17 protein-coding genes are annotated in these 22,530 nt (G+C 62.4%); 5 read left to right on the forward strand and 12 right to left on the reverse strand.

The genetic code is table 11. The features are described 5' to 3' along the window. Positions 1–122: 122 nt before the first annotated feature. Complete coding sequence (locus ISS99_RS16195) at positions 123–1,757, forward strand: tetratricopeptide repeat protein (RefSeq protein WP_204632606.1); 1,635 nt, start codon at positions 123–125, stop codon at positions 1,755–1,757. A 90-nt stretch (positions 1,758–1,847) separates the two neighbouring features. Here the strand turns inward: ISS99_RS16195 and ISS99_RS16200 are convergent, their stop codons facing one another. Together ISS99_RS16200 and ISS99_RS16205 are read right to left on the reverse strand one after the other, a co-directional pair. After that, positions 1,848–2,390: a cytochrome b gene (locus tag ISS99_RS16200; protein WP_204632607.1), complete on the reverse strand. Its 543-nt coding sequence runs from the start codon at positions 2,388–2,390 to the stop codon at positions 1,848–1,850. Next, on the reverse strand, positions 2,387–3,472 hold the full coding sequence (locus ISS99_RS16205; protein WP_204632608.1) for a catalase family peroxidase: 1,086 nt from the start codon (positions 3,470–3,472) through the stop codon (positions 2,387–2,389). The genes ISS99_RS16200 and ISS99_RS16205 overlap by 4 nt, the downstream gene beginning before the upstream one ends. Positions 3,473–3,762: 290 nt before the next feature. Between ISS99_RS16205 and hutU the strand changes: the two genes are divergently transcribed. Continuing rightward, positions 3,763–5,433, forward strand: a complete 1,671-nt coding sequence (gene hutU / locus ISS99_RS16210) for a urocanate hydratase (protein ID WP_204632609.1) — start codon at positions 3,763–3,765, stop codon at positions 5,431–5,433. A gap of 131 nt (positions 5,434–5,564) precedes the next feature. On the opposite strand, the gene ISS99_RS16215 is transcribed toward hutU, so the two are convergent. The 10 genes from ISS99_RS16215 to dbpA form a co-directional block, all read right to left on the reverse strand. Further along, positions 5,565–5,885: a hypothetical protein gene (locus tag ISS99_RS16215; RefSeq protein ID WP_204632610.1), complete on the reverse strand. Its 321-nt coding sequence runs from the start codon at positions 5,883–5,885 to the stop codon at positions 5,565–5,567. Between the two features lie 204 nt (positions 5,886–6,089). Beyond that, positions 6,090–7,421, reverse strand: coding sequence for an amidohydrolase family protein (locus ISS99_RS16220; protein ID WP_204632611.1), 1,332 nt, complete (start codon positions 7,419–7,421; stop codon positions 6,090–6,092). A 70-nt stretch (positions 7,422–7,491) separates the two neighbouring features. Continuing rightward, positions 7,492–8,514, reverse strand: coding sequence for a class A beta-lactamase (gene bla / locus ISS99_RS16225; RefSeq protein ID WP_204632612.1), 1,023 nt, complete (start codon positions 8,512–8,514; stop codon positions 7,492–7,494). 147 nt (positions 8,515–8,661) lie between these two features. Beyond that, the gene (locus tag ISS99_RS16230) at positions 8,662–9,546 is read right to left on the reverse strand and encodes an AraC family transcriptional regulator (RefSeq protein WP_204632613.1); all 885 of its coding nucleotides are present in this window, start codon (positions 9,544–9,546) and stop codon (positions 8,662–8,664) included. Positions 9,547–9,624: 78 nt separating this feature from the next. Then, positions 9,625–10,197: a YbhB/YbcL family Raf kinase inhibitor-like protein gene (locus tag ISS99_RS16235; RefSeq protein WP_204632614.1), complete on the reverse strand. Its 573-nt coding sequence runs from the start codon at positions 10,195–10,197 to the stop codon at positions 9,625–9,627. A 133-nt stretch (positions 10,198–10,330) separates the two neighbouring features. Further along, positions 10,331–11,554 (reverse strand): M48 family metallopeptidase, encoded by a 1,224-nt coding sequence (locus tag ISS99_RS16240; RefSeq protein WP_204632615.1) that lies wholly within the window; start codon positions 11,552–11,554, stop codon positions 10,331–10,333. A 153-nt stretch (positions 11,555–11,707) separates the two neighbouring features. Continuing rightward, complete coding sequence (locus ISS99_RS16245) at positions 11,708–13,105, reverse strand: PepSY-associated TM helix domain-containing protein (RefSeq protein WP_204632616.1); 1,398 nt, start codon at positions 13,103–13,105, stop codon at positions 11,708–11,710. Further along, complete coding sequence (locus ISS99_RS16250) at positions 13,077–15,380, reverse strand: TonB-dependent receptor (RefSeq protein WP_204632617.1); 2,304 nt, start codon at positions 15,378–15,380, stop codon at positions 13,077–13,079. Before ISS99_RS16250 ends, ISS99_RS16245 begins: the two co-directional genes overlap by 29 nt. 163 nt (positions 15,381–15,543) lie before the next feature. Then, positions 15,544–15,927 (reverse strand): DUF2946 family protein, encoded by a 384-nt coding sequence (locus tag ISS99_RS16255; protein ID WP_204632618.1) that lies wholly within the window; start codon positions 15,925–15,927, stop codon positions 15,544–15,546. Positions 15,928–16,233: 306 nt separating this feature from the next. Next, positions 16,234–17,610: an ATP-dependent RNA helicase DbpA gene (gene dbpA / locus ISS99_RS16260; RefSeq protein ID WP_204632619.1), complete on the reverse strand. Its 1,377-nt coding sequence runs from the start codon at positions 17,608–17,610 to the stop codon at positions 16,234–16,236. 114 nt (positions 17,611–17,724) lie between these two features. Between dbpA and panE the strand changes: the two genes are divergently transcribed. From panE to ISS99_RS16275, 3 genes are all read left to right on the forward strand, one after another. Then, a complete protein-coding gene (panE, locus tag ISS99_RS16265; protein WP_204632620.1) occupies positions 17,725–18,660 on the forward strand; it encodes a 2-dehydropantoate 2-reductase in 936 nt (311 codons plus the stop codon). 170 nt (positions 18,661–18,830) lie between these two features. Next, entirely contained in the window at positions 18,831–20,645 is a 1,815-nt protein-coding gene (locus tag ISS99_RS16270; protein ID WP_204632621.1) for an FAD-binding oxidoreductase, read from the forward strand. Positions 20,646–20,836: 191 nt separating this feature from the next. Then, the gene (locus tag ISS99_RS16275) at positions 20,837–22,516 is read left to right on the forward strand and encodes a hypothetical protein (protein ID WP_204632622.1); all 1,680 of its coding nucleotides are present in this window, start codon (positions 20,837–20,839) and stop codon (positions 22,514–22,516) included. The last annotated feature ends 14 nt before the right edge of the window (positions 22,517–22,530 follow it).

The raw sequence follows: 22,530 nt of genomic DNA on the forward strand, positions 1-22,530 counted from the left end.
GGCAGCATGAGCACAAACAACCTGCACGTGGGCGGGCCATCACAGGGATGCCCTTTGTTGGGCGACAACCCCAGCAATGTTTGCTATATCTTGGCCTAGGGGACCCAGGCAAAGGACGCATCATGACTTCTCGGGAGCAAGGACTGCTGGCTGTGCTGGCAGGCGTGTTGGTGCTGAGCGCTTTCTATATTTATTCGCACGCAGAGCTTTGGTCTTTTACCAGTGTTTCGGCGGCCGGGGCGTCCAACCCGGGCACTCAGGTGTATCACTCGGTTGTGCGCCCAAGGCACGACCGGCCTGCAGGTGAATCTTTCAGTAAGGACATCCCTGCGTTTGCTGAAGCGGTGCGTCGCGCGGAAATGCAGTCCGATCTGCTTCAGCGCTGCCTGGACTACCCGGATCCGCCGGGCAGCCATTGGACTCACGATGCGGTGGTTGCGTACTGCCACTACCGCTTTCAACCGACTATCGGTTTTGACGAAGTCAAGCAGTTGATCGAACAAGGTAAAGCGGGCGAACTTGATCACCGCATGGACGAGGCCCTGCAAGCCCAGTTGACGCAACCGGATGCGCGTGGGCGGCTTGACCACATTTTTGTGAACGATTTTGGCGACGGTTCGTTTGCGACCCGCGAGTTGCTGGACGCCTGGAAGCGGGATTCGCCGACTAGCGCCTATGCCTACGCGGCCAGCGGTTATGCGTATGTACAGATGGCGCATGAGCAGCGTGGTGGCAGGTTTGCGAAGGATACGTCTGACGACAAGATGGCAGCGATGGACCGTCTTTTGCGAATGGCCGATGCGGACCTGCAGCATGCGATCAAACTCAATCCGCGTATTACACCCGTCTACGCGGCAATGATTGATGCTGCGGGGCTCGAATTTGGCAGGGGCTATGCAGTGCAAGCGATGAGTCGCGGCTTGCGGGTCGACCCTGCCAACTGGTCCATCTACAGCCAGATGATGTGGGTGCTCCAACCGCAATGGCTTGGTTCGCTTGAAGCCATGCAGCGGATGGCCGACACGGCTGTTGGACACGCAAACCAGAATCCGCTGTTGTGGATGGAGAAGCAGGCGGTAGCGCAGTATCTGGCTAATCTCGATGGTTGCAGTTGTGCACCGCCTCCGCAAGCTTTCAACTTCCCTGGGGCGATGGACGAATTAGTGCGTAGCGGCGGGCTGGAGGCTGCCGGAAATACGGCCGCCGATCAGGGAGCGGCACCTATTGCCGTGGTGTATTTGTCCGAGGCCCTGCGTTTTGAGCCCTCGGAAGCACTTCGCAGGCAGCGCGCGAAGCAACTAGCACTGGCCGGCGAGCCACGGATGGGTTTGGACGAAGCCAATGAGATGGTCGCCGCCGCGCCCAAAGAGGCCGGTAACTATGAAACCCGTGGCTACGTGTACATTTATACCGGCGATACCCAGCACGGTGCGCAAGACCTTGAAGCGGCGCTAGCCATCGACCCGAACGACGACCAAGCACTGGGCATGCTTGGCTTCATCTACACCAATAATACACACGAATGGGACAAAGCCTGGGATATCGCCGACCGCATCATTCGGAAATACCCTGACAGCCCACGCGCGTGGATCATGCGAGCTACGATCCAGGAAAATGAGCCGCGTGCGGGCTTACAAGATACTTACCAATATTTTCTGGCGCACTTCGGCAAAGATCCGCAGATGAAATGGCAGATCAATCACATGCGGGACCTTCTATCGAAGTCCGATGCGAGTGCATCATCGCAACGTCGTTGAACTGCTGATACCGTCATTTCCACGAAACAGGAAATGACGGTATCGAAGAAGCGCCAAGCGACCATGTTCATCGGGCCGGAATCAATCGGGCTATTTGCGCCAGCTCCAAAGCATGCTCGAAAGCACACCGTCCCTGCGAATCAGTCCGTGATAAAGCGCTGCGCCAAGATGCGCAAGAAAGGTCAGGAGCAACAGTATCGCAAGCCATGCATGTGCATGTCTGAGCATGGCAAACGCGATCGCATTGGTCGGAAAAATCGGTGGCAACCGCAGCGACTCACTGAGCATGACGGGATAACCGCCGGCCGAAAGCATGGCCCAGCCCACCAGCGGAATGATCAACATCAGCGCATACAGCAGCCAATGCGAGGCAAGCGCTGCCAATTTCTGGATGGCCGGCAGATCATCGGGCAGCGGCGGCGGAGCGTGACGCAAGCGCACGGCCAAGCGCACCACCGCAAGCAGCAGGATCGCCATGCCTAGCGGCTTGTGAATGCGCAGCAGCCATTCGTGTCGTTCGGACACCGAAGCCACCATACCCACGCCGATAAACAGCATGGCCACGATCATGGCCGCCATCAGCCAGTGCAACACACGTGCAGCAAGCACGAATTGAGTCGGTGAACGTGTCATTGCCGTGCCTCCTGCTGGGTATGAGCGGTGCCGGGCAAACGGGCCTCTTCGCTGGTGCGGCGCAGATACGAGGTTGCATAGGCAGCCGAGCGTGCAGGCAGCAGCGGGTCATCCGAGGCTTCGATGCCATTCGGCAATATCAGCGGGTCGTAGTTGATGTCGCGGCAAGGGCCGCTTTGCTGTGGTTCGGTGGCGGTCAGCACCAGCGTGCCGGCGTCGACGTCGCGGCGATCGGACGGCCAAATCTTGGTGGCGTCGTTGGTGGGGTCGCCGGGATTTGCCAGTGTGAACAGTAAATGCCAGCGTTGCGGCCCTTGCGTCAAGCGCTGCGCCAGATCCGCATCCAGATAATCGGGGTTCGCGCCGCCGGGTGTCGCATCGCCGTTTTCCGAAACCATGCGCCAGCGCACCGGGTGTTTTTCGCCTTGGGCATCGACGAGTACGAAAGCATTCAAGCTCCAATAGGTTTCCGTTGCATAGCTGGACGACGGTTTGGCGGTCTTCACCCAGGCCAGAAATGCTGCCGCTTCCGGGTGCGCGGCAAAGAACGCTGCGATGTTCTTGGGGTTTGGCTTGCCCGTAGCCGGATCGGGTTGCTGCGCTTGCAACTGCTCAAAAAAAGCCTGCGGCGTGGCCACCGGAAACACCGGCATGCTGTTCATGCCGGTACGCCATTGCTGCCCATTGGCCTGATTGAAGCGCAAGGCCATGCTGCGAATCGGCACGCTGCTGTCCGGGGCGTAGGGGTTGCCGCCAGGAACGGCAAAGCGCCCCACCACCGGCGTACGTCCCGGTGCGAACACCTGCGCCGAGGAATACGGCTGCAACTGCCCATTGCTTTCGAAATAGCCCATCACGCATACGCCTTTGGCGTGATTGCGGCGATAGCCGGGAAACACTCCTGCGTTGGTCTGCAGCTGGTTCACCAGGCGCTGCGCGGTAAGCCGCTGCGGGGCGAGCCATCCCCCTACGTAACCGAAAGCAAGCACGGTAAATAGAAGGATGGCCCCGATCAGTGCGAAACGCAGCAGTTTGCCGCCGGTGCCGAGTGGGGGTGGGGAGGACAGGGATGGCTCATTCATGGAAGCAGTTCCTGATGGGAGGGGCTTCATCGATCCACTGGAGCATCGTGCTCCTGTTGGCGCGTGTTGGGGTGTGCTTCGTACGAATACGGGGATCGGTTACCTCGATCCAGCCACTTCAAGGCCTTCGCCTTGCGCGTGGTTGGACGCCGGCCCGCGGGGCAGAGTGAGCAACCCTCGCCTTGCGGCAAAAAGCAGGCAGGCCAAGCCTTTGCCGCACTGCAGTTGGCGGCCATCCGGCGGGGCGACCATAATGGGGATCTTTCCCCATCGCAGTCGCAGGTACCCCGATGAACGCCCCTACACGCATCGACACCACCCGCACCATCCGCGCCCCGCACGGCACGGAGCTGAGCTGCAAGAGCTGGCTCACCGAGGCGCCTTACCGCATGCTCCAGAACAACCTGGACCCGGTCGTGGCGGAAAACCCGGCGGAACTCGTGGTGTATGGCGGCATCGGCCGCGCCGCGCGCAATTGGGAGTGCTTCGACGCCATCCTGCGCGCCCTGCGCGATCTCAATGACGACGAAACGCTGCTGGTGCAGTCGGGCAAGCCGGTCGGCGTATTTCCGACCCATCCGGACGCGCCGCGCGTGCTGATTGCCAACTCCAACCTGGTGCCGGCATGGGCCAACTGGGAGCACTTCAACGAGCTCGATAAGAAGGGCTTGATGATGTACGGCCAGATGACGGCCGGCTCCTGGATCTACATTGGTTCGCAGGGCATCGTGCAGGGTACCTACGAAACCTTCGTTGAAATGGGCCGCCAGCATTACAACGGCAGCCTCAAGGGCAAATGGATTCTTACCGCGGGCCTGGGCGGCATGGGCGGCGCGCAGCCGCTGGCTGCCTCGCTGGCCGGTGCGTGCAGCCTGAACATCGAATGTCAGCAGAGCCGCATCGATTTCCGCCTCAACACGCGCTACGTCGATGAGCAGGCCACCGATCTGGACGACGCGCTGGCGCGCATCGAGAAATACACCAAGGCCGGCGAAGCCAAATCCATTGCGCTGCTCGGTAATGCTGCCGACATCCTGCCCGAGCTCGTGCGCCGCGGCGTGCGGCCCGATGCGGTCACCGACCAGACCAGCGCGCACGATCCGATCAACGGCTATCTGCCGCAAGGCTGGACCGTGGAGCAGTGGTTCGAACGCCGTAAGAGCGATCCGAACGGCACGCGCGATGCCGCCAAGAAATCCATGAAGAAGCACGTGGAAGCCATGCTGGCTTTCCACGCGCAGGGCATTCCCACCTTTGACTACGGCAACAACATCCGCCAGATGGCCAAGGACGAAGGCTGCGCCAACGCCTTCGATTTCCCCGGCTTCGTGCCTGCCTTCGTGCGTCCGCTGTTCTGCCGCGGCGTGGGCCCGTTCCGCTGGGTTGCGCTGTCCGGCGATCCGGAAGACATTATCAAGACCGACGCTAAGGTGAAGGAGCTGATCCCCGACGATCCGCACCTGCACAACTGGCTGGACATGGCCGAACAGCGCATCAGCTTCCAGGGCCTGCCGGCGCGTATCTGCTGGGTGGGTCTGGGTCTGCGCCACAAGCTCGGCCTGGCCTTCAACGAAATGGTGCGCAAGGGCGAACTGAAGGCGCCAATCGTGATCGGCCGCGATCACCTGGATTCCGGCTCGGTCGCCAGCCCCAATCGCGAAACCGAAGCGATGAAGGACGGCAGCGACGCCGTTTCCGACTGGCCGCTGCTCAACGCCATGCTCAACGTGGCCGGCGGCGCGACCTGGGTCAGCCTGCATCACGGCGGCGGTGTGGGCATGGGTTACAGCCAGCACAGCGGCGTGGTGATCGTGTGCGACGGTACCGAGGCAGCAGACAAGCGCATTGCGCGTGTGTTGTGGAACGATCCGGGCACTGGCGTGATGCGCCATGCGGATGCCGGTTACGACATCGCCGTGCAGTGCGCGAAGGAGCAAGGCCTCAAACTGCCGATGATCTGACGATCGCGCTTTTGTCCGCCATTTCACGTATCTCGTTGCGCCCCTTTCGGGGCGCAACTTTTTTTTCGGAGTGCAGTCGCCTGCCGCCTTGGTAATGCGGCGTGCCGCAATGGTTGCCATGTCGTTCGGTATCAAGGCGAGCGGGAAGCGTGGATGGCCGCTTCTCCGATATCTTTGCAGAGGCTGTCCAGCCCGTTTGGACATTGAGAAGCGTCCTGTCTGATCTTGTCCAGATCGCGCGTATCGAGCGTTGTGTTGATGTGCCGCAGCACGAACGGCCGCAATGAAGGCGTTTTCGCCATGAGCCGCGAAAGCTCGGGCAGCGTATCCCAATGATCGACGAGCAGTCGGGCCACGGCTTCGGAGCTTCCCTCTGCGATGCTGCCGTCGTCGCATTGCGCGAATTTGGCGCGGTAGGCGGCAACGGCCTGCCAGCTATCCAGCGTGTCCACCGCTGAGTCCGCCGTTTCGGCCTGGCTGGCTGAGCACGTCGACGCAGGCGTTGTCGCGTGTACGCATGCGGCAGGCAGCATTGCGAGTGCAGCGAAAACTAGATGGCGAGTAACCACGTGATGCACGTCCCTTGGTCGTTTGCTGTCCATGGATTCATCCGCTGCGACAGCCGCTTCGTTGCCTTTCACGCGATGGGAGCCTTCTCAATGTGCGCCCACGTCCTGCTTGTAGATCACTCCGCCTTTCATCACGAACGGCACGTGTTCGATGGCACTGATGTCCGCTGTCGGATCGCCTTGCACGGCGATGATATCGGCATCCAGTCCTGGCTTGAGCTGGCCGAAATGGTCCTGCTGGCGAAGTATTTTCGCGTCGACCGCGGTGGCGGCCAGTAGCGCACGCGACGGCGACATGCCATCGCGCACCATCCATTCCAGTTCCTTGTAATTGGTGCCGTGCGCGAATACGCCCACGTCGCTGCCGGAGCCGATGGTGACGCCGACCTGCATGGCGGTCTTGAACGCGTTTGCCGCCTGCTGCATGTCTTCGGTGGGCGGCAGGCCGGGCTTCCAGCCGTGGAAATATTCGGCGTAGGCGGCTTCGGCTTCGAGCGTGGGCATGTAGGCGACGTCGTGCTGCTTCATCAGTTCAAACACTTCGCGCGTGCCGCCATAGGCGTGCTCGATGGTGTTCACGCCCGCCAGTACGGCGCGGCGCATACCTTCGGGCGTGGTGGAGTGCACGGCCACCGGCAGGCCCATCGAATGCGCGGTTTCCACTGCGACATTCAGTTCTTCCTGAGTGAACGTGGGTACGGAGCCCTTGCTCTTGCCGCAGTGATAGTCGGCATACAGCTTGATCCAGTCGGCGCCGTGGCCGGCCTGATCGCGTACCGCATCGATCATTTGCGCCGTGCCGCTGACCGGAATGCCGCCTTGCGGCAAGTCGATATCGGTACGAAAGCCCAACGGGCCCGGACCGTAGCAGTGCGCGGCGATGGTGGCGCGCGTGGCGACAAACAGATGCGGTCCAGGAATCAGCCCCTGGTCGATGGCGCGTTGCACGTCGACATCCGCATAGCCGGCGCCCTCGGTGCCCAGGTCGCGCAAGGCGGTGAAGCCGGCCATCAGTGTGTCGTGCACGTGCTGTACGGCTTCGATGGTGCGATAGGCCAGGGTTTCTTTCAGTACCTGGTCGTTCCATAGAGTTTCGTTGTAGGGGTGCAGAAAGATATGCGAGTGCGCATCGATCAAGCCAGGCAGCAAGGTGGTGCCGGGCAGGGCGATCGTCTGCGTGCCGGCTGGAACGCTTACCTGCGAAGCGGGCCCTACGGCAGCGATCTTGTCGCCTTGCACCAGCACCACCCAGCCGTTGTGCGTCTGCTCGCTGCGAGCGTCGAAGACGCGATCGGCCTTGAGCAGCCAGGCGTGATCGGCAGGCTTCGGAACGGTATCGGCGAAGGCGTTCGGCGCCAAAGCGGCCAGTCCGACGGTAGCCGCCACCAGCGTGGCGATGGTGCACCTGAAGCGCTGCATGGGCACGCGGGCCTCCCTCGTCGAGTTTTGATGCCGATGCCGGCGAGCATAACGTAGCCGGCACCAGATATCAGTTGGCCCTGGGAGGAAGCGCTGCCGCGACCGACTTGGCCAAGTCCACGAAGATGGCTTGACGCGCATCGTCGGAAGCATGGGATGCCGTCAGGAAGGCGGCCACGATAACCGCATGCCCATTGGGCCAGGTCATGATGCCGATGTCGTTATAGGCCGCGGTGAATCCGTCGATCGTCGGTGACGTACCGCATTTGTCTGCCAATCGAACGCCGTTCGGCAGGCCGGCGCGAAGACGGTTCGGCTTGGTTTGCGCGTACATCAGGTCGAGCAGGTACTGGCTGGAGGCTTTCGAAAGCAGTTCGTGCCGCCACAGTTTGCGCAGGAATTGGACGGCGGCAGCGGGTGTGCTGCGGTTGCCGGGATCAGCAAGAAACGCGTGGTAGCCGCGCAGATAGCGCTGGTCCTGCTGCGCGTCGGTTTCGTCTGCCGGCGGCGTTTCGCCTGTATGGAGGGCTTCGAACAATTGCGTATTGCCGGACTCGTATCTGTCTACGTGCAGACCTTCGATGCCGTGAGCGCGCAGATAGCTTTCCACGATGGCAGGGCCACCCATGAACTTGATCAAGGTATCGGCCGCCGTATTGTCGCTTTCGCTCACCATGTCGCTCATCAGCTGGCGTACGGTGAACGTTTCCTGCGTGCCTTGGAATTGCTTGCGGATGATGCCTCCTTCGAGGTCTTCGCGCTTCACCACGAGGGTTTGATCGAAGCTGTTTTGTCCGTGTTCGATCCGGTCCAGCATCGCCGCCCCGACCGCCGACTTGAACACGCTCATCATGGGGAAGGCTTGATCGGCGTTGACGCGCCAGGTCTTGCCGCTGTCCAGGTCGAGTACGGCGATTCCGAGCGCACCGGGTTGGGCACGTTGGGCCAGAGTTTGCAGTGTTGCCTGCAAGCCTGAATCGCCTGCGGTTGCCGCGACGCCATCGCCGGCCGTCGCACACCTGGGCGATCCGACCCAAGCGCACAGGCATAGTGCTGCCGCCATGGCGGACCGGCGGACAAGAGCAAGCTTCATCGTGCAGTTCCTTTTGCGGGTCACGTGGAAACGATTAGCCTGCCACCGGGAAATGGCAAAACGGGGGCATGCCACGGTCATGGGTCTGGTCTGCTCGCGGGTCATCTGCACGTGCATCGTGCGAATGGGGCGGCGCGAGAGTACGGGTCATTCGATGGGAAGAAAAATATCCACGATGGCTTCGTTCTCCGGTACGTCGGGAAAGAAGCGGACCCTTTGCAGGTAAAGCGGAAAGTCGCGCGGTTCTTCACCGCTTTGCGGCAGCCATTCGGCGTAGAGATAAGTCACCGATTGCGGCAGCGTGTCGTCGGACCCTACGTGCCGCAGCACCGCACAGCGGCCGGCGGGAATGGTTTTTTTGACGATGCCGAACGGATTTTCTGCGATGTCCTGCGTCGTGGCTACGCACAGGTCGAAGCGATAGTCCTGCGGTTCAACCTCGTAAGGGTCATCGTAGAGAATGTTGTAAGTGGCGTGTCTGGCAGGGGGCAAATGGTTCTGTTTGCGCCACGCGATGAAGTTGCGGATCGAATCACCGATCAGGTTCGGGTCGCCGCGATGCTCGAGCACGGCGACCGGGGTTTCCTGGAAATCGATCAACTGGACGTGGCGCGGATGTGCGGGCGTGGGCATGGATGCGTTCCTTAGCTGGGCAAGCGGTTGATAGATGGCATGCCAAGGCGTCCATTGCGGCTGCTTGCGAAACTCGGTGGGCGTCTGCCCCAGGTTTTTCTTGAAAGCACGGGCAAACGATTCGGGGCTGTCGTAGCCGCTGTCCAGTGCAATCTCGATCACCGGCAGGTCGAGGCGGAAGGCCAGTTGCTGCGAAGCACGCTTGAGCCGGTTCAATTGCACGTATTTGTAGACGCCGACGCCGAAGAGCTCGGAAAACTGCCGCAGGAAGTGATATTTCGAGCACGCGGCCAGGTCGCCGAGCCGTGCGAGGTCGAGGTCCTCGGCAAGATGTGCGTCGATGTAGTCGAGGACTCTTTCAAAACGGGCGCGGTAGGTATCGATGGATCGCGGACTCAACGGCGTTTCTCCTTGGCCAGCGAGAAGTTACTCGCGAAGCCGCCGCGATGCCTGACCGAAATTGCGCAATCGACGATATCAGCCGCCACGCTGGTAGGTGCCGGTAAGGATTCCCTGCGCCAGCACGTGCTTGCCGATCGCGGCCTCGAGTTGTTGTCGATCTTCTTCGGCAGGCAGCGCAGGATCGGTGTCGAGCGCATAGACGCGGAACACATAGTGATGCGCAGAACCGCCGGGCGGGCAGGGGCCGCCATAACCGGCGCGGCCGAAGTTGTTGAGCCCTTCGCTGGCACCTTCCAGCCGTTTGGACGCGGACGCTGCGCCTTCCTGGAGGTGGTGGGTATCCGCAGGGAGGTCGTATACGAGCCAATGGGTGAAATCCGATGGGGTATCGGTGTCGTCCATGACGATGGCGTAGCTGCGGGTGCCGGAAGGTGCGCCGGACCACGTGAGGTCCGGCGACAGGTTGGCGCCGTCGCAGCTGAGTCGCTGGGGTATCGGCTGACCGTTGGCGAAGCTCGCGCTGGAGACGCGCAACGGGCTCGCATTCGATGGCATGCCGGGTGGTTGCCGTGCCCATGCCGAAGCGATCGTCAAAAGCACGACGACCATGCCTGCTGCCGCGCGGCTCATCGGTGCGTTCAGTGCCATGGCGGTTTACCGTTGCCGGGGCGTCTGAGCTTAACGCCAAACCGGCGCTATCCGTGACTCACTTTCATCTGGAATCGGGCAAGTGCGGGGTCGCCACCGTTTCCTCGACAGCAGAGCGGTGGCGACGAGCTTTTTAGAAGCTTGGCTGCTGGGATTGCGCATGGCATTCCAGCGGCAACACCGTCGCAGGCACGGTGCCTCCGCACGACCAGCGAATGGCGCCGGCGCTGGAGTAGGGTGTCAGCAGCAGCACGTGGCCTCGCAAGGGAAGCTGGGTAAAGTTGATCGCAAGCGCGCCATTGTCTTCCAGCTCGATGCTTTCCACTTTCTGGTTGCCCGGGAAACGTGCCACGCCCAGCTGTTGCCACGATGCCGGCCACTGTTGGTGGCCGATGCTGTATTGCTCGATCGCCTGCCGATACGGCGCGCTTTCGCTCATGGCAAAGGTGACGGTGGCTCGTTCCACATAATTCTGATACGCCGGGATGGCGATTGCGGCCAGGATCGCGACATAGCAGATGACGATGGCGCCGCCGGCCATCCCCAGCCCGGGAATGCGCGGCAACAGCAGGCTGATGGCGTAGGCGAAAGCGTTGCGTTGACCCAGCTTGGGCTTGCGCTGCTGGGCCAGCGCACGAAGCCATGCGTGGCGCTTGCTCAGCCAGGGATAGTCGCCCACCAGCTCGTGCAGCGACATCCAGAAACCCGGCTGGGCTGCGGCACTGTTGCTGTATTCGTCCAGATCGACGGCACGCCAGCGGCGCTTGCCGGCGGCCAACGCCACCAGGCCGTATTGGGCATCTTCCGGGTTATCGCAAACGGCCAGGCCGTGCCGGTCGCAGGTGTATTCGCGTGCACGCGAATAGGCCGCGCCAAGCAAGGGCAAAAACAATGCGGGGGCGAGGATCTTCGACCAGGTCAGATGATGCCGGCGCAGATGTCCAAGCTCGTGCCCGATATAGAAATCCAGCGCACCGGGACGATCTTCCATGCTGTCGACCACATCCGACAGCAGCACCACGAAGCTGCGGCCAAGAAAACGCGTGGCGAAAGCGTTGAGCACGCCATTGCCGTTGACCAGATACGCTTCGGGCACATCGTCGATATTCAACTTGCGCGCGCAGCGATAAATGCGCTGGCACAAGTCCGGCATCTGTTTGGGCGTGATGCGGATGGCATTGCCACGCAAATGCGCGATGAGCGCAGAGTGTGCCGCCAGTGCAAAAAGCGCGATCAACAAAATGTATGCAAGCAGGGCACCGAACGTGCCCACCAGCAATACGGCCCACATGATGATGGAGAGTACCAGCGCGATGGTGCGCAGGGTCGTCTCGTTCCTATAGACGAGTTCGTTCATATCCTTATTTCCCCTTGTCGCGCATCCCCCGATGCGCCGGGGCAGTCTAAAGCACGGAGCGGGCGACGCGCTAGGGAGGTTTCGATCAAATCCACCTGGTTCGGATGCGGCTCGTCCGTCCGTGGACTTTCCCTTCCAGATACTCAGGCTTGATCAGCGCCACCCCGGCGACAGGCCGAGGAAATGGCGCACGCGCTCGATTCGGCGCAGGCAAAGGTGTTCGGTCAGCCACACCAGTAGCATGGAAATGCCGAGCAGCGGGAGAACGATGCCGAGCAAGGTCAGCAATCCGATCAATACGCGCGGGTATTGCGTCTCGATCGATACCGGCGGCGCGCCAAGCACGCCCGCCGGTCGTCGCCGCCACCACATCACCGCGGCGCTGATGCACATCGTCATCAGCCCCAGCGCGGTAAATACGCCGAGAACCTGGTTGAGCGGCGGAAACAGAGCGCCTTCGTGAATGGCGATGCCGTAGCCGATGATGCGGTCGAGCAACGGCTTCTGCGCAAAAGCCGTGCGATGCAGGATGGCGCCGGTTGCATCCAGCTCGATCGTCGTGCGCAGCGGGCGATCGTCGGCATCCGAGCGCGCGGTCCAGTGCGCGGCGTGCATCGACGGTGGTGCGATCAGCACGGGAGGTGCGATGTGTTGCGCGGCAACGACCGGCAAAAGCCGATCGATCGGCGTGTAGTCGATGCCGGCGACGGCAGGCGCATCGCCCATATCCATGCCGGGCATCGACTCGTGCATGGCATGGTTTCCCTGGGCCTGGGTGTTTTCCGCTTTGATCTGCGCACGTTCCGATGCGCTGCCGGTAGTCCAGTCCTGCGTCGCAGTGCCGGCTGCATAAGTCTGCCGCAGGGAATGCAACGCGCCGCCCCAGAATTTGCTCCACGGCAGGCCGGACAACAACAGCATCAAGGCGAATATCGATACCCACGATCCGGTCACCGAATGCAGGTCACGCCAGAATGTGCGCCGGCCGTGACGAAGACGCGGATACAAAGTGCCGCCAAGACGTGTGTTGCGCGGCCACCACAAATACAGGCCGGTGAGCAGCATCAGGATCGTCCACGAAGCGGCAAGCTCCACCAGCATCGAACCGGTGCTGCCTAGCAGCAACTCGCCATGCAGGTAGAAGATCACCTTCATGAAGCGGTCGTTCTCGCGCACTACGCCCAGTACCTGCAACGTGGATGGATTGACGAACACGCGGATCACTTCGTTGCCCTGTCCCACCAGCACCCGCGTGGCCGCCTGCGGCGAAGTCGGCAGTACATAGGTGTTGAGCACCGAGCCCGGCACCGCGCGCAGCGCCGCGGCAATCTGCGCGGAAGCCGGCTGTGCGGTGGCGAGGGTGACGTGGGCATAGCGCCGTTCCAGCAGCGGCTGCAACTGCGGCTTGAACAGATAGATCAAGCCGGTGGTGGCCAGCCACAGGACAAACGGCAGGCAGAACAGGCCGGCATAGAAATGCCAGCGCCAGATCAGGCGATAGACCTGCCGTCCGCGCGTGGTGTCAGAGTTTGAGCTTGAGGCTGGCGACATAGGTACGCTGCGGGAAGGGGTGATACAGGAAATATTTTTCGTTGTTGAGATTGTCGACGCCGAGCGACGCCGACCATTGCTCATTGATCCGATAGTTCACGCGTGCATCGAACACCAGAAAGCGATCGAACGCGCCGAACACATTGGGCGTGTCGTCGGTATTGTCCAGCGTGGAATATTGCTTGCCGCTGTAACGGCCGGCCAAGGTGAATGCCCAGGCTGCGTCGGGTCGATAAGTGGCCACGGCGGTAGCGCGCCAACGCGGCACGTAGGGTACGTGCTTGCCGTCGGCGGTGGTGCCGGCAGCGCTGACGAAGTTTGGATCGGAGAGAATGGTGGAGTCGACGAAGGTGACGCTGCCGGAAAGCTCAAGGCCTTCGAGCAGCACATTGTTTTGCTGCGCAGCCAGCTCGATGCCGCGGTTGCGCACCTCGCCTACGTTCATGGTGTAGGTAACAGGTACGGCGTAGGCGGGCAGCGTCGAGGTCTGGGCGATCAGCGCATTGCGCGTGTTCTCCTGGAACAGCGACAACCTTACCGAACCGTCATCGAGTGCGCGTTCCACGGCCAACTCGCCGCTCAGGTCGCGCTCCGGCTTGAGGTTCGGGTTCGGCGAGGTAAACGTAGAGCCGGTGGAAACGAGTTGATACAGCTCGCCCACGGTAGGAAAACGCAGGGATTTCGCCACCGATCCGGTAAGTCGCCAGGCGGGCGATACATCCCAGCGCACGGTGGCTTTGGGCGAAAAGCCCGAGGCTTTCTCCATCGGCTGATAGACGGCCGTCTTGCCGCTGAAGTTGAAACCGTCGCTGGCCTGCCATCGCTCGAAGCGGCCGCCGATGGTCGCCAGCCAATCGGGTGCCCATTGCCACGCATCCTGTAGCCACAAAGCATTAGTGCGGGTTTTGCCGCTGCCGGCCGAATACAGGCCGGAAACATTGTCCGGGTCCTGCCATGCACGGGTGCCATAGGTGGGATTGGCCAGCGTGTACTGATCGGCGTGCACGCCGGCGGAAACCTCGTGTTCGCCGCCGTAGCCTTCCGGGCGCCAGGTGCCTTGCAGGTCGGCCGTCGACCAGTTGGTGCCGGCATAGCTAGCCAGCAATCCGTTTGGCGTGAACGTCGTTCCTGCGAGCACGCCATAAGGCGACCATTGGTCGTCCTTGATGAAGTTGTAGTGGGTGATCACCAGCGAACCGTCAAAGTTGCCCTTGGTGTCGGTCTTCAACGATGCCGCCTGCATCAAATGGTGTTCGACGATGACGTACGTATTGCTGGCAAAGCCCGATGCCTTGCCGTAAGTGGGCACGCCGCTTGCGCTGGAGAGATAGGTCTGGTTGCGCGACTGTCCGTCGTTGCTCCAATAGCCCACCCAATAAGCGGCTTGCAGCCACGGGGTGATGTCGTAGGCGAACTTGCCGTCCAGATTGAGCATGCGCGTGTGCAACAAGCCGCCCGCACCGAGCACGTTGGCCGGCTGGCCCACCTTGTTGAGCGCGGGAATCGCGCCATTGGTATGGGCCGGGATGGAGCCACTGGTAATGAAGCTCAGTGGCTGGCTGAAACTGTTGGCCGAGTTCGCCCCCACGAACCAGGAGAACCGGCCGTTCCTGCCGCTGGCCGTGACACTGGTCTTGCTGGTGGCGTAGTTGCCGCGAGTGCCGTAGAGATTGAAAGTCTGCAGCGCTTCGGTCTGCTCGATGGTCACTTCCGGCTTGTCCGGCGTGCGCGTGACGATGCGCATCACACCGCCCATCGCGTTGCCGGGATAGGCGGCGGAGAAGGGGCCGTAGAGCATGTCCACGTGATCGATGTCGTCCGGCGACACCATGCCCCAGCGCGGTGCGCCGATGGTGTTGTTGTTGGCGATCAGTGCGGAGATCGGAATGTCGTCGACATACACCAGCGTGCGTGCGCTGGAGTTCACCCCCCAGTCGCGCGTGGCCAGCACCGGCTGCGTATCGCCTTCGTTGCGCTTGCGGATGAATACGCTCGGCAAATACTTGGCGGCATCTTCCACGTCCAACGCATTGACGGTGTCGTCCATTTGCGCCGCGGTCACGCTGACCTGGGTGGCGGGATAGGCGGGCGTCGTCGCGGCCGGGTGGCTGGCTTGCGCGGTGACGCTGATGGCGTTGAGCGTGACCGGGTTTTTGCTGGTCGTGGTTTTGCCGGGGACTGGCTCGCTCTGGCTGCTTTGAGCCATGGCGACGGACGAAGCCAGCACGGCAAGCGGCAACGCGGCAAGCGCGTTGATGCGTGGGGCAATGCGCATTGAAAGAGGTTCCGTTGAAAGCGTTGTCGTTCCGCGTACGGAACAACAACCGATGCACGCATCCACGCGTCGGTCACGGGCAACACCTGCATGCGCAGGCGTAACGCCAGCGCCCGAGTTTCCCGATACGTGGATGACCATGGCGCCGCAGGCGGGCGCCGGATCAGGTGTTAGCGGTCAACGGAGGTCCGCGTGGATGTGCGCTCAGCAGCGGCGTTGCGGCAATGCTGCCGGGCTTTGCAATTTGCAGCGAAAGCGCGGGCAGGTCCAGCGGAGCGAACAGTACCGCCAGGCCGGAATCGACCACTGGCGTATGCGTGAGCAATACGCAGTAGCCGCAGCGAGCGGTAGGGTCGTCCGGATGGTTGGGCGTGCCGGGATGCGGGTGGCCGGCATGGCCTTCGTGCATGGTGCACCCGGCATCCATCCCCATCATCGGGGCATCGGCCGGCATAGCGCGGGAAAGCACGGGCATCAGCACGACCAGCGCCATGGCGGCGAGAGCCAGCCATGCCACAAACCGTCGATGTGATGCGCGCTTCAACACGCTTGGATCCCTTGCTGTCGTACAGGCCTGGAGTAGGCTCCAGACATGATGACATCAAAGTACGAAAAGGTCACGTGGCAGGGTGCCGCGTCCGCGTGGCGAGCGTGATGGAAAAGGGCTTTGCGCAAGGGAAAACCGCTGCTGCGCCGGCACCCTGGGGAAGGTTTGCCGAAGACATACCTGGGCACGGTTACCGTGCCCAGGTACGGCCCCTGTTCCCAACTGGTACTTAAATTAACTCGAACTGTCTGAGGATGTGCGTGCGAGTTGTGAAGCTTCGGTGAGCGGTCATTTCACGCATCGCCGCTACAGTGTCCTGATCCGGAAATTGCGACCCTTGACCTTGCCGCTGCGCAGACGCTCCAGCGCCTTGTTTGCCAGGTCGCGGCGGATGGCGACGTAGGCGCGAGTCGCGAAAACGTCGATCTTGCCGACATCGTCGGCTGTAAGGCCGGCATCACCGGTGAGCGCGCCAAGAATGTCGCCGGGGCGGAGCTTGTCCTGGCGCCCGGCATCGATCACCAGGGTTTTCATCGGTGCCAGATTCAGCGTCTTGCCGCGTGGGGCCCCCAGCTTCAGCGGATGCCACCCCAGCGGCGTACCCAGCACCTGTTCGATGTTGTCTGCCTTGGGTTTCTCCCTGGGCGTGCACAGCGCGATGGCCAGACCCGATTGGCCCGCGCGTCCGGTTCGGCCAATGCGGTGCGTATGCGTGTCGGGGTCGTGTGCGATGTCGTAGCTGATCACCAACGGCAGCCCGGCAATATCCAGTCCGCGGGCGGCGACGTCGGTGGCGACCAGCACGGCGCAACTGCGGTTGGCGAAACGCACCAGCACTTCGTCGCGGTCGCGCTGCTCCATGTCGCCGTGCAGGGCCAGTGCGGAAAAACCGCGGCGGTCCAGCTCTTCGGCCACGGCGTCCACGTCACGCCGCATGTTGCAGAACACGAGTGCGTGCTGGCCGCGTTCGCCGCTGAGCAACTGGGCCAGTGCGTCGAGCTTGCGTGCCGGCTCCACTTCGATGAACTGCTGCTCGATCGCCGGTCTGGTTTCCGCCGGCGCATCTACCGTCACTTCCACCGGATCGCGTTGCAGGCGCCGGCTCACCTCGCGGATTTCGTCCGGATAGGTGGCCGAAAACAGCAAGGTCTGATGATGCTTGGCGATGCGCTTGACGATGTCGTCGATCGCTTCGCTGAAACCCATGTCCAGCATCCGGTCGGCTTCGTCCAGCACCAGCACGCTGATGCCGCCGCCGTGCAGGCTGCCGCGCTTGAGGTGTTCCTGCACGCGGCCGGGCGTACCCACCACGATGTGCGGATCATGCGCGAGCGAAGCCAACTGCGGACCCAGCGGCATGCCGCCGCACAAGGTCAGCAGCTTTACATTGGGGATGTTCGCGGCGAGCTTGCGGATCGCTTTGCTGACCTGGTCGGCCAGCTCGCGGGTGGGGCAAAGCACCAGGGCCTGCAGGCGGATCGTTTCCACTTGCAGCGATTGCAGCAGGCTCAAGCCGAAGGCGGCGGTCTTGCCGCTGCCGGTTTGTGCCTGGGCGATCACATCGCGGCCTTCCAGCATGGCGGGCAGGCTTTGCGCCTGGATCGGCGTCATCTGCTCGTAGCCGAGCGTTTCGACGCTGGCGAGCAGGGCGGGTTTGAGCGGGAGTACGTGAAAGGCAGTCATGCGACATGATCGCATGGTTGTCCAGCGACCCGGCACAGAGGCACAGGATGACTGCAAAAGCGCGGGCGTGTCGGATAATGCAGCAGGCTTTTTTGCAGCACGAGGAAACGCATCATGAAGATCCTGATGGTCGGTGCAGGTGCCACCGGCGGCTATTTTGGCGGTCGCCTGCTGGAAAGCGGGCAGGACGTCACCTTTCTGGTACGCGCCCGGCGCGCGCAGGAACTGGCGCGGGACGGGCTGGTGATCCGCAGCGCGGCCGGCGATCTCACCCTGCCATCGCCGGCCACTGTCCAGTCGAATGCCCTGGACCGCCATTTCGATCTGATCATCGTCAGCTGCAAGGCCTACCACCTGCCGCAGGTGATCGAAGACGTGGCGCCCGCCGTGGGGCCGGAGTCGACGATCCTGCCCGTTCTCAACGGCATGCGGCACCTCGATGTGCTCGATGAGCGATTCGGTGCGGAACGCGTGCTGGGCGGCTCGTGTTTCATTGCCACCACGCTGGATGCCAAAGGCGTGGTGCGGCATCTCAATCCGGTGCATGGCCTGACCTACGGCGAGCGCGACGGTTCGCGTTCGCCGCGGGTCGAGCGCATCGAGCAGGCGATGGCCAAGGTGCGCTTCGACCCGCGCTTGAGCAGCCAGGTCTTGCAGGACATGTGGGAGAAATGGGTGTTCCTCGCGTCCCTGGCCGGCATCACCTGCCTGATGCGTGCGCCGGTCGGCGACATCGTCGCCGCGCCAGGCGGCGAGCAGGCTGCGCTCGGCCTGCTGGAGGATTGCCGCAAGGTGGCCCAGGCCTACGGCCACCCGCCTGGCGATGCCTCGCTGCAGCGCTCCTGCTCGGTGCTGACCGAGAAAGGTTCTTCGCTGAGCGCATCGATGATGCGCGACCTGGAGCAGGGTGCCGAGGTCGAGGCGGACCACATCGTGGGCGACATGCTCGCGCGGGGCGAGGCCAAGGGACTGGATCTGCCGATGCTGCGGGTGGCGTATGCCCATCTGAAGGCCTATGAGGCGAGGCGGGCTCGTCCCCGCGCGGCGTGAGTCGGTCTTTGGTTTGATCTTTAACTTTGACCGGCGAGGCGTCGCGTTTCATCCCTTGCCGGTCTCCGTTCGTCCCACCATGGGCGCCTTTTGTCCCTCGACGTTAGCCATGAAGGGGGCAAGCCATTGATAGTGGCCACCATCCTGGGTTGAGCAGCGAGAGGGGTTCCATGAACAGGCGCGAGTTGTTGAAGGCGGCAATGGCGGTTCCGTTTCTTGCCGGGTTCTCGGTGGGCGGGGTGGGTACTGCGCTGGCGGAGGCGGGCAGCAAGCTCGCCGGGCGCTTGCGTTCACGCGTACGGCCAGGCAGCCCCGGCTGGCCTTCGGCGACCCAGTGGGACGTCTTGAAGCAGCAGGTGGGCGGGCGCTTGCTGAAACTGCAGTCGCCGTTTGCCGACCGCTCCAGTCCGGCTTACGCCGAGGCACTCAAGCACCTGGACAATCCCTTCTACATCGGCGACCAGCCGGCACTGACCCAGACCAGCGGCTGGGCCAAGGCGTGGACCTCGTGGCCGAGCACCTATGCGGTAGCGGCCGAAAGTACGGCGGATGTGGTGGCTGCGGTGAACTTCGCCCGGGCCCACAACTTGCGCCTGGTGGTGAAGGGCGGTGGGCACAGTTACCAGGGCACGTCCGATTCGGCGGACTCCCTGCTCGTCTGGACCCGGCACATGAATGCGGTGACCTTGCATGACGGCTTCGTTGGGCAGGGTTGCGAGGGTAAGCAAGCGGCTCAGCCAGCGGTGACCGTGCAGTCTGGCGCGATGTGGTGCGATGCCTATGACGCCGTTACCACGCGTGGCGGGCGCTACGTGCAGGGCGGCGGCTGCACTACGGTCGGCGTGGCGGGGCTGATCCAGAGCGGCGGCTTCGGCAGTTTTTCCAAGCGGTTCGGCACGGCCTGTTCCAACCTGATCGAGGCGGAGGTCGTTACGGCCGACGGTGTTGCGCGCATTGCCAACGCGTGCACGAACCCGGAGCTGTTCTGGGGCCTCAAGGGCGGTGGTGGCGGCAGCCTGGGCGTGGTGACGCGCCTGACCTTGCGCACGCACGAATTGCCCGAGTGGTTCGGCGCCGTAATAGGCGACATCAAAGCCTCGACCGACGACGCGTATCGCGCCTTGATCGCCAAGATGGTCAGCTTCTATCAGAGCGATCTGTTCAACCCGCATTGGGGAGAACAGATCGGGTTCACGCCCAGCAACGTGCTGCATTTTTCACTGGTGTTCGAAGGGCTGACCCAGCAGCAGGCGCAAGCCATCTGGGCGCCCTTCCTGGATTGGGTGCGCGCACGTAAGGAATACTCCTTCGAGCAACCGGTTAAAGTCATGGCGTTGCCTGCGAAGCATTTCTGGGATGCCGAATTCTTTGAGCAGCATCTTCCGGGTGCGATTGTCAGGGATGACCGGCCCGGTGCACCGCGCCATCACGCGTTGTGGAAGGGCGACCAGGAACAGGTGGGCTGGTTTCTCCACGCGTTCAAATCGGCGTGGCTGCCTGCTTCGCTGCTGCAAAAGGATCGGCAGGCGCAACTGGTCGACGCGATCTACGAAAGTTCACGTCACCGCTATCTGGGATTCCATTTCAACAAAGGCCAGGCAGGTGCGCCTGCCGACGCCATCGAGGCCGCGCGCGATACCGCCATGAATCCGCAGGTGCTGGAAGCATTTGCCTTGGCCATCATCGCGGGCTTCGGCAAACCGGCCTTTCCCGGAATGCCCGGCCCCGATCCCGACGAAGCGCGCCGCAATAAGGAATCGGTAGACAAAGCCATGGATGAAATGCTCAAAGCCGCACCCGATGCGGGCGCCTACGTTTCGGAGAGCGATTACTTCCGGCGCGATTGGCAGCAAGCCTTCTGGGGCAGCAACTATCCACGTCTTGCCGCGGTGAAACGGCAATACGATCCGGATGGATTGTTCTTCGTCCACCACGGCGTAGGCAGCGAAGAGTGGAGCGAAGACGGGTTCACGCGAAAGGCCTGATGCAACGACGCACGCCATGCTTAGGAAAAGCTTAGCGTGGCGTGCGGCTCGTATCAGGCAGTGATCGTTGTCACGTGGGTGTTACACCTGGAGCGACTTGCACGAGGCTGTCAAAAATTCTTCATTGGCGATGATTACCGTGGTCGGGTTGTGCCCTGTAGCTCCGTTCACACACCTACCCGGAGATCACCATGACAATGACTTCGCCTCACCGTATGCGTCGCCGCTATCTTGCCGCCGCGCTCGCGATCACCACGATCGCTGCCGGCGCCACCGCTTATGCCAACGATTTTTCGCACGATCGCGATTTCCATTTCTGGCCCGGCAATCTGGTGGTCAGCCGCAGTGTGTACGACAACCAGGCGAGCAACGTGCAGGTTGGCGAGATTCTGCCGCCGAACTGTCCTGCCAGCAGCGGCGGCTGCGGCACCGCACCGGGTGCGCCGTATGACGGCACCTATCCGTACGTGTGGAACAACGACATTTACGACGGCAGCTTCGGCATCACCTCGCGCATTTATCTCGACCAGATCACGCCCAACGGCTGGCTGATCAATTCGCTGGAAGTTCCCAACAGCCTGCTGCCGGCTGCGCGCGAGGGCGAGCTGGTCACCAGCTTCAGCAGCAAATCGGAACTGGGGCTGCATCTGTCGCTGGATGGCCGGTATCTCACCTTCATGGGGTATGTCGCGCCGGTCAATGCCATTGACGTATCCAATTCCAATACGCCACTGGCGGTGGATCCCACCAACCCCGACGGCGGTGCGTACTATCGCGCCGTGGCGGTGGTGAATGGCGCCGGCCATTTCCGCTTCACCGAAACCAATACGTACAGCGGCAACAACGGCCGCGCTGCGATCTACAACAACGTGGACGGCGCGAACGTGTTCTATACCGCCGGCAATGGCGGTAACGGCAGCAACCCGCAGCCGACCGGCGTGATCCAGGGCACCGGCGCGCAATGGATCGTGCCTTCCACCTTGCCCGAAGCCTTGCAGAGCCCGGTCGCCGCGACGCCGCTGGCGAGCTTTTCGGTGACCAGTCTTGGCGCCAAGGCGGACAAGGTCGGCAAGGACGATAATTTCCGCGGCATGACCGAGCACGACAACGTGCTCTATTTCACCAAGGGCAGCGGCAGCAACGGTGTGAACACGGTGTATTTCGTGGATACCACCGGTACGGCTTGTCCCAACGGCGTAGGCGTCCCGGTTGCCGGTGCGGCGCTGCCGAGTGCTCCGCTCTCCTTCAATGCTGCAACGCTGCAGAAGAACGGGCTGCCGAGCAACATGTGCATCCTCGCCGGCTTCCCGAGCGTGCCGGTGAAGACGGCGACCACGGTGTCGTATCCGTTTGCGCTCTGGTTTGCCGACGCCAATACGCTTTACGTCGCCGATGAAGGCGATGGCTATGTCGGCGGCACCGATCTGTATACGCATGCCGCCGCACAAACCACGGCCGGCTTGCAGAAGTGGGTATTCAACGCCGCAAGCAAAACCTGGAATCTGGCCTACACGTTGCAAGCCGGCTTGAATCTCGGCCAGCCCTATACCGTGCGCGACTATCCGACCGGCACCAACGCTGCCACCGGCTTGCCGTGGTCGCCGGCCACCGATGGCCTGCGCCAGATCACCGGCCGCGTGGATGAAGACGGCAAGGTCACCGTTTGGGCGGTCACCTCCACCATCAGCGGCAACGGCGATACCGGTGCTGACCCGGACAAACTGGTGGCGATTCGCGATGAGCTGTCCAATACCAGTGCGGCCGCGGTGGGCGACGAGCATTTCGTGACGCTGCGTTCGGCCAAGTTTGGCGAAGTGCTGCGCGGCGTTTCGTTTACGCCGGGCACGGACAGCCGCAAGGGCTGGCACTGACTCGAAGCAGGGGA

It is taken from the genome of Dyella mobilis, assembly GCF_016904945.1.
GTDB classification, from domain to species: domain Bacteria; phylum Pseudomonadota; class Gammaproteobacteria; order Xanthomonadales; family Rhodanobacteraceae; genus Dyella_B; species Dyella_B mobilis.

What these genes read in the sequence shown, in the direction of transcription:
- ISS99_RS16205 (WP_204632608.1), bottom strand. Translation starts at nt 3,472, where the DNA reads ATGAATGAGCCATCCCTGTCCTCCCCACCCCCACTCGGCACCGGCGGC.
- ISS99_RS16240 (WP_204632615.1), bottom strand. Translation starts at nt 11,554, where the DNA reads ATGAACGAACTCGTCTATAGGAACGAGACGACCCTGCGCACCATCGCG.
- dbpA (WP_204632619.1), bottom strand. Translation starts at nt 17,610, where the DNA reads ATGACTGCCTTTCACGTACTCCCGCTCAAACCCGCCCTGCTCGCCAGC.
- ISS99_RS16275 (WP_204632622.1), top strand. Translation starts at nt 20,837, where the DNA reads ATGACAATGACTTCGCCTCACCGTATGCGTCGCCGCTATCTTGCCGCC.
- ISS99_RS16235 (WP_204632614.1), bottom strand. Translation starts at nt 10,197, where the DNA reads ATGGCACTGAACGCACCGATGAGCCGCGCGGCAGCAGGCATGGTCGTC.
- panE (WP_204632620.1), top strand. Translation starts at nt 17,725, where the DNA reads ATGAAGATCCTGATGGTCGGTGCAGGTGCCACCGGCGGCTATTTTGGC.
- ISS99_RS16200 (WP_204632607.1), bottom strand. Translation starts at nt 2,390, where the DNA reads ATGACACGTTCACCGACTCAATTCGTGCTTGCTGCACGTGTGTTGCAC.
- ISS99_RS16250 (WP_204632617.1), bottom strand. Translation starts at nt 15,380, where the DNA reads ATGCGCATTGCCCCACGCATCAACGCGCTTGCCGCGTTGCCGCTTGCC.
- bla (WP_204632612.1), bottom strand. Translation starts at nt 8,514, where the DNA reads ATGAAGCTTGCTCTTGTCCGCCGGTCCGCCATGGCGGCAGCACTATGC.
- ISS99_RS16220 (WP_204632611.1), bottom strand. Translation starts at nt 7,421, where the DNA reads ATGCAGCGCTTCAGGTGCACCATCGCCACGCTGGTGGCGGCTACCGTC.
- ISS99_RS16195 (WP_204632606.1), top strand. Translation starts at nt 123, where the DNA reads ATGACTTCTCGGGAGCAAGGACTGCTGGCTGTGCTGGCAGGCGTGTTG.
- ISS99_RS16245 (WP_204632616.1), bottom strand. Translation starts at nt 13,105, where the DNA reads ATGTCGCCAGCCTCAAGCTCAAACTCTGACACCACGCGCGGACGGCAG.
- hutU (WP_204632609.1), top strand. Translation starts at nt 3,763, where the DNA reads ATGAACGCCCCTACACGCATCGACACCACCCGCACCATCCGCGCCCCG.
- ISS99_RS16270 (WP_204632621.1), top strand. Translation starts at nt 18,831, where the DNA reads ATGAACAGGCGCGAGTTGTTGAAGGCGGCAATGGCGGTTCCGTTTCTT.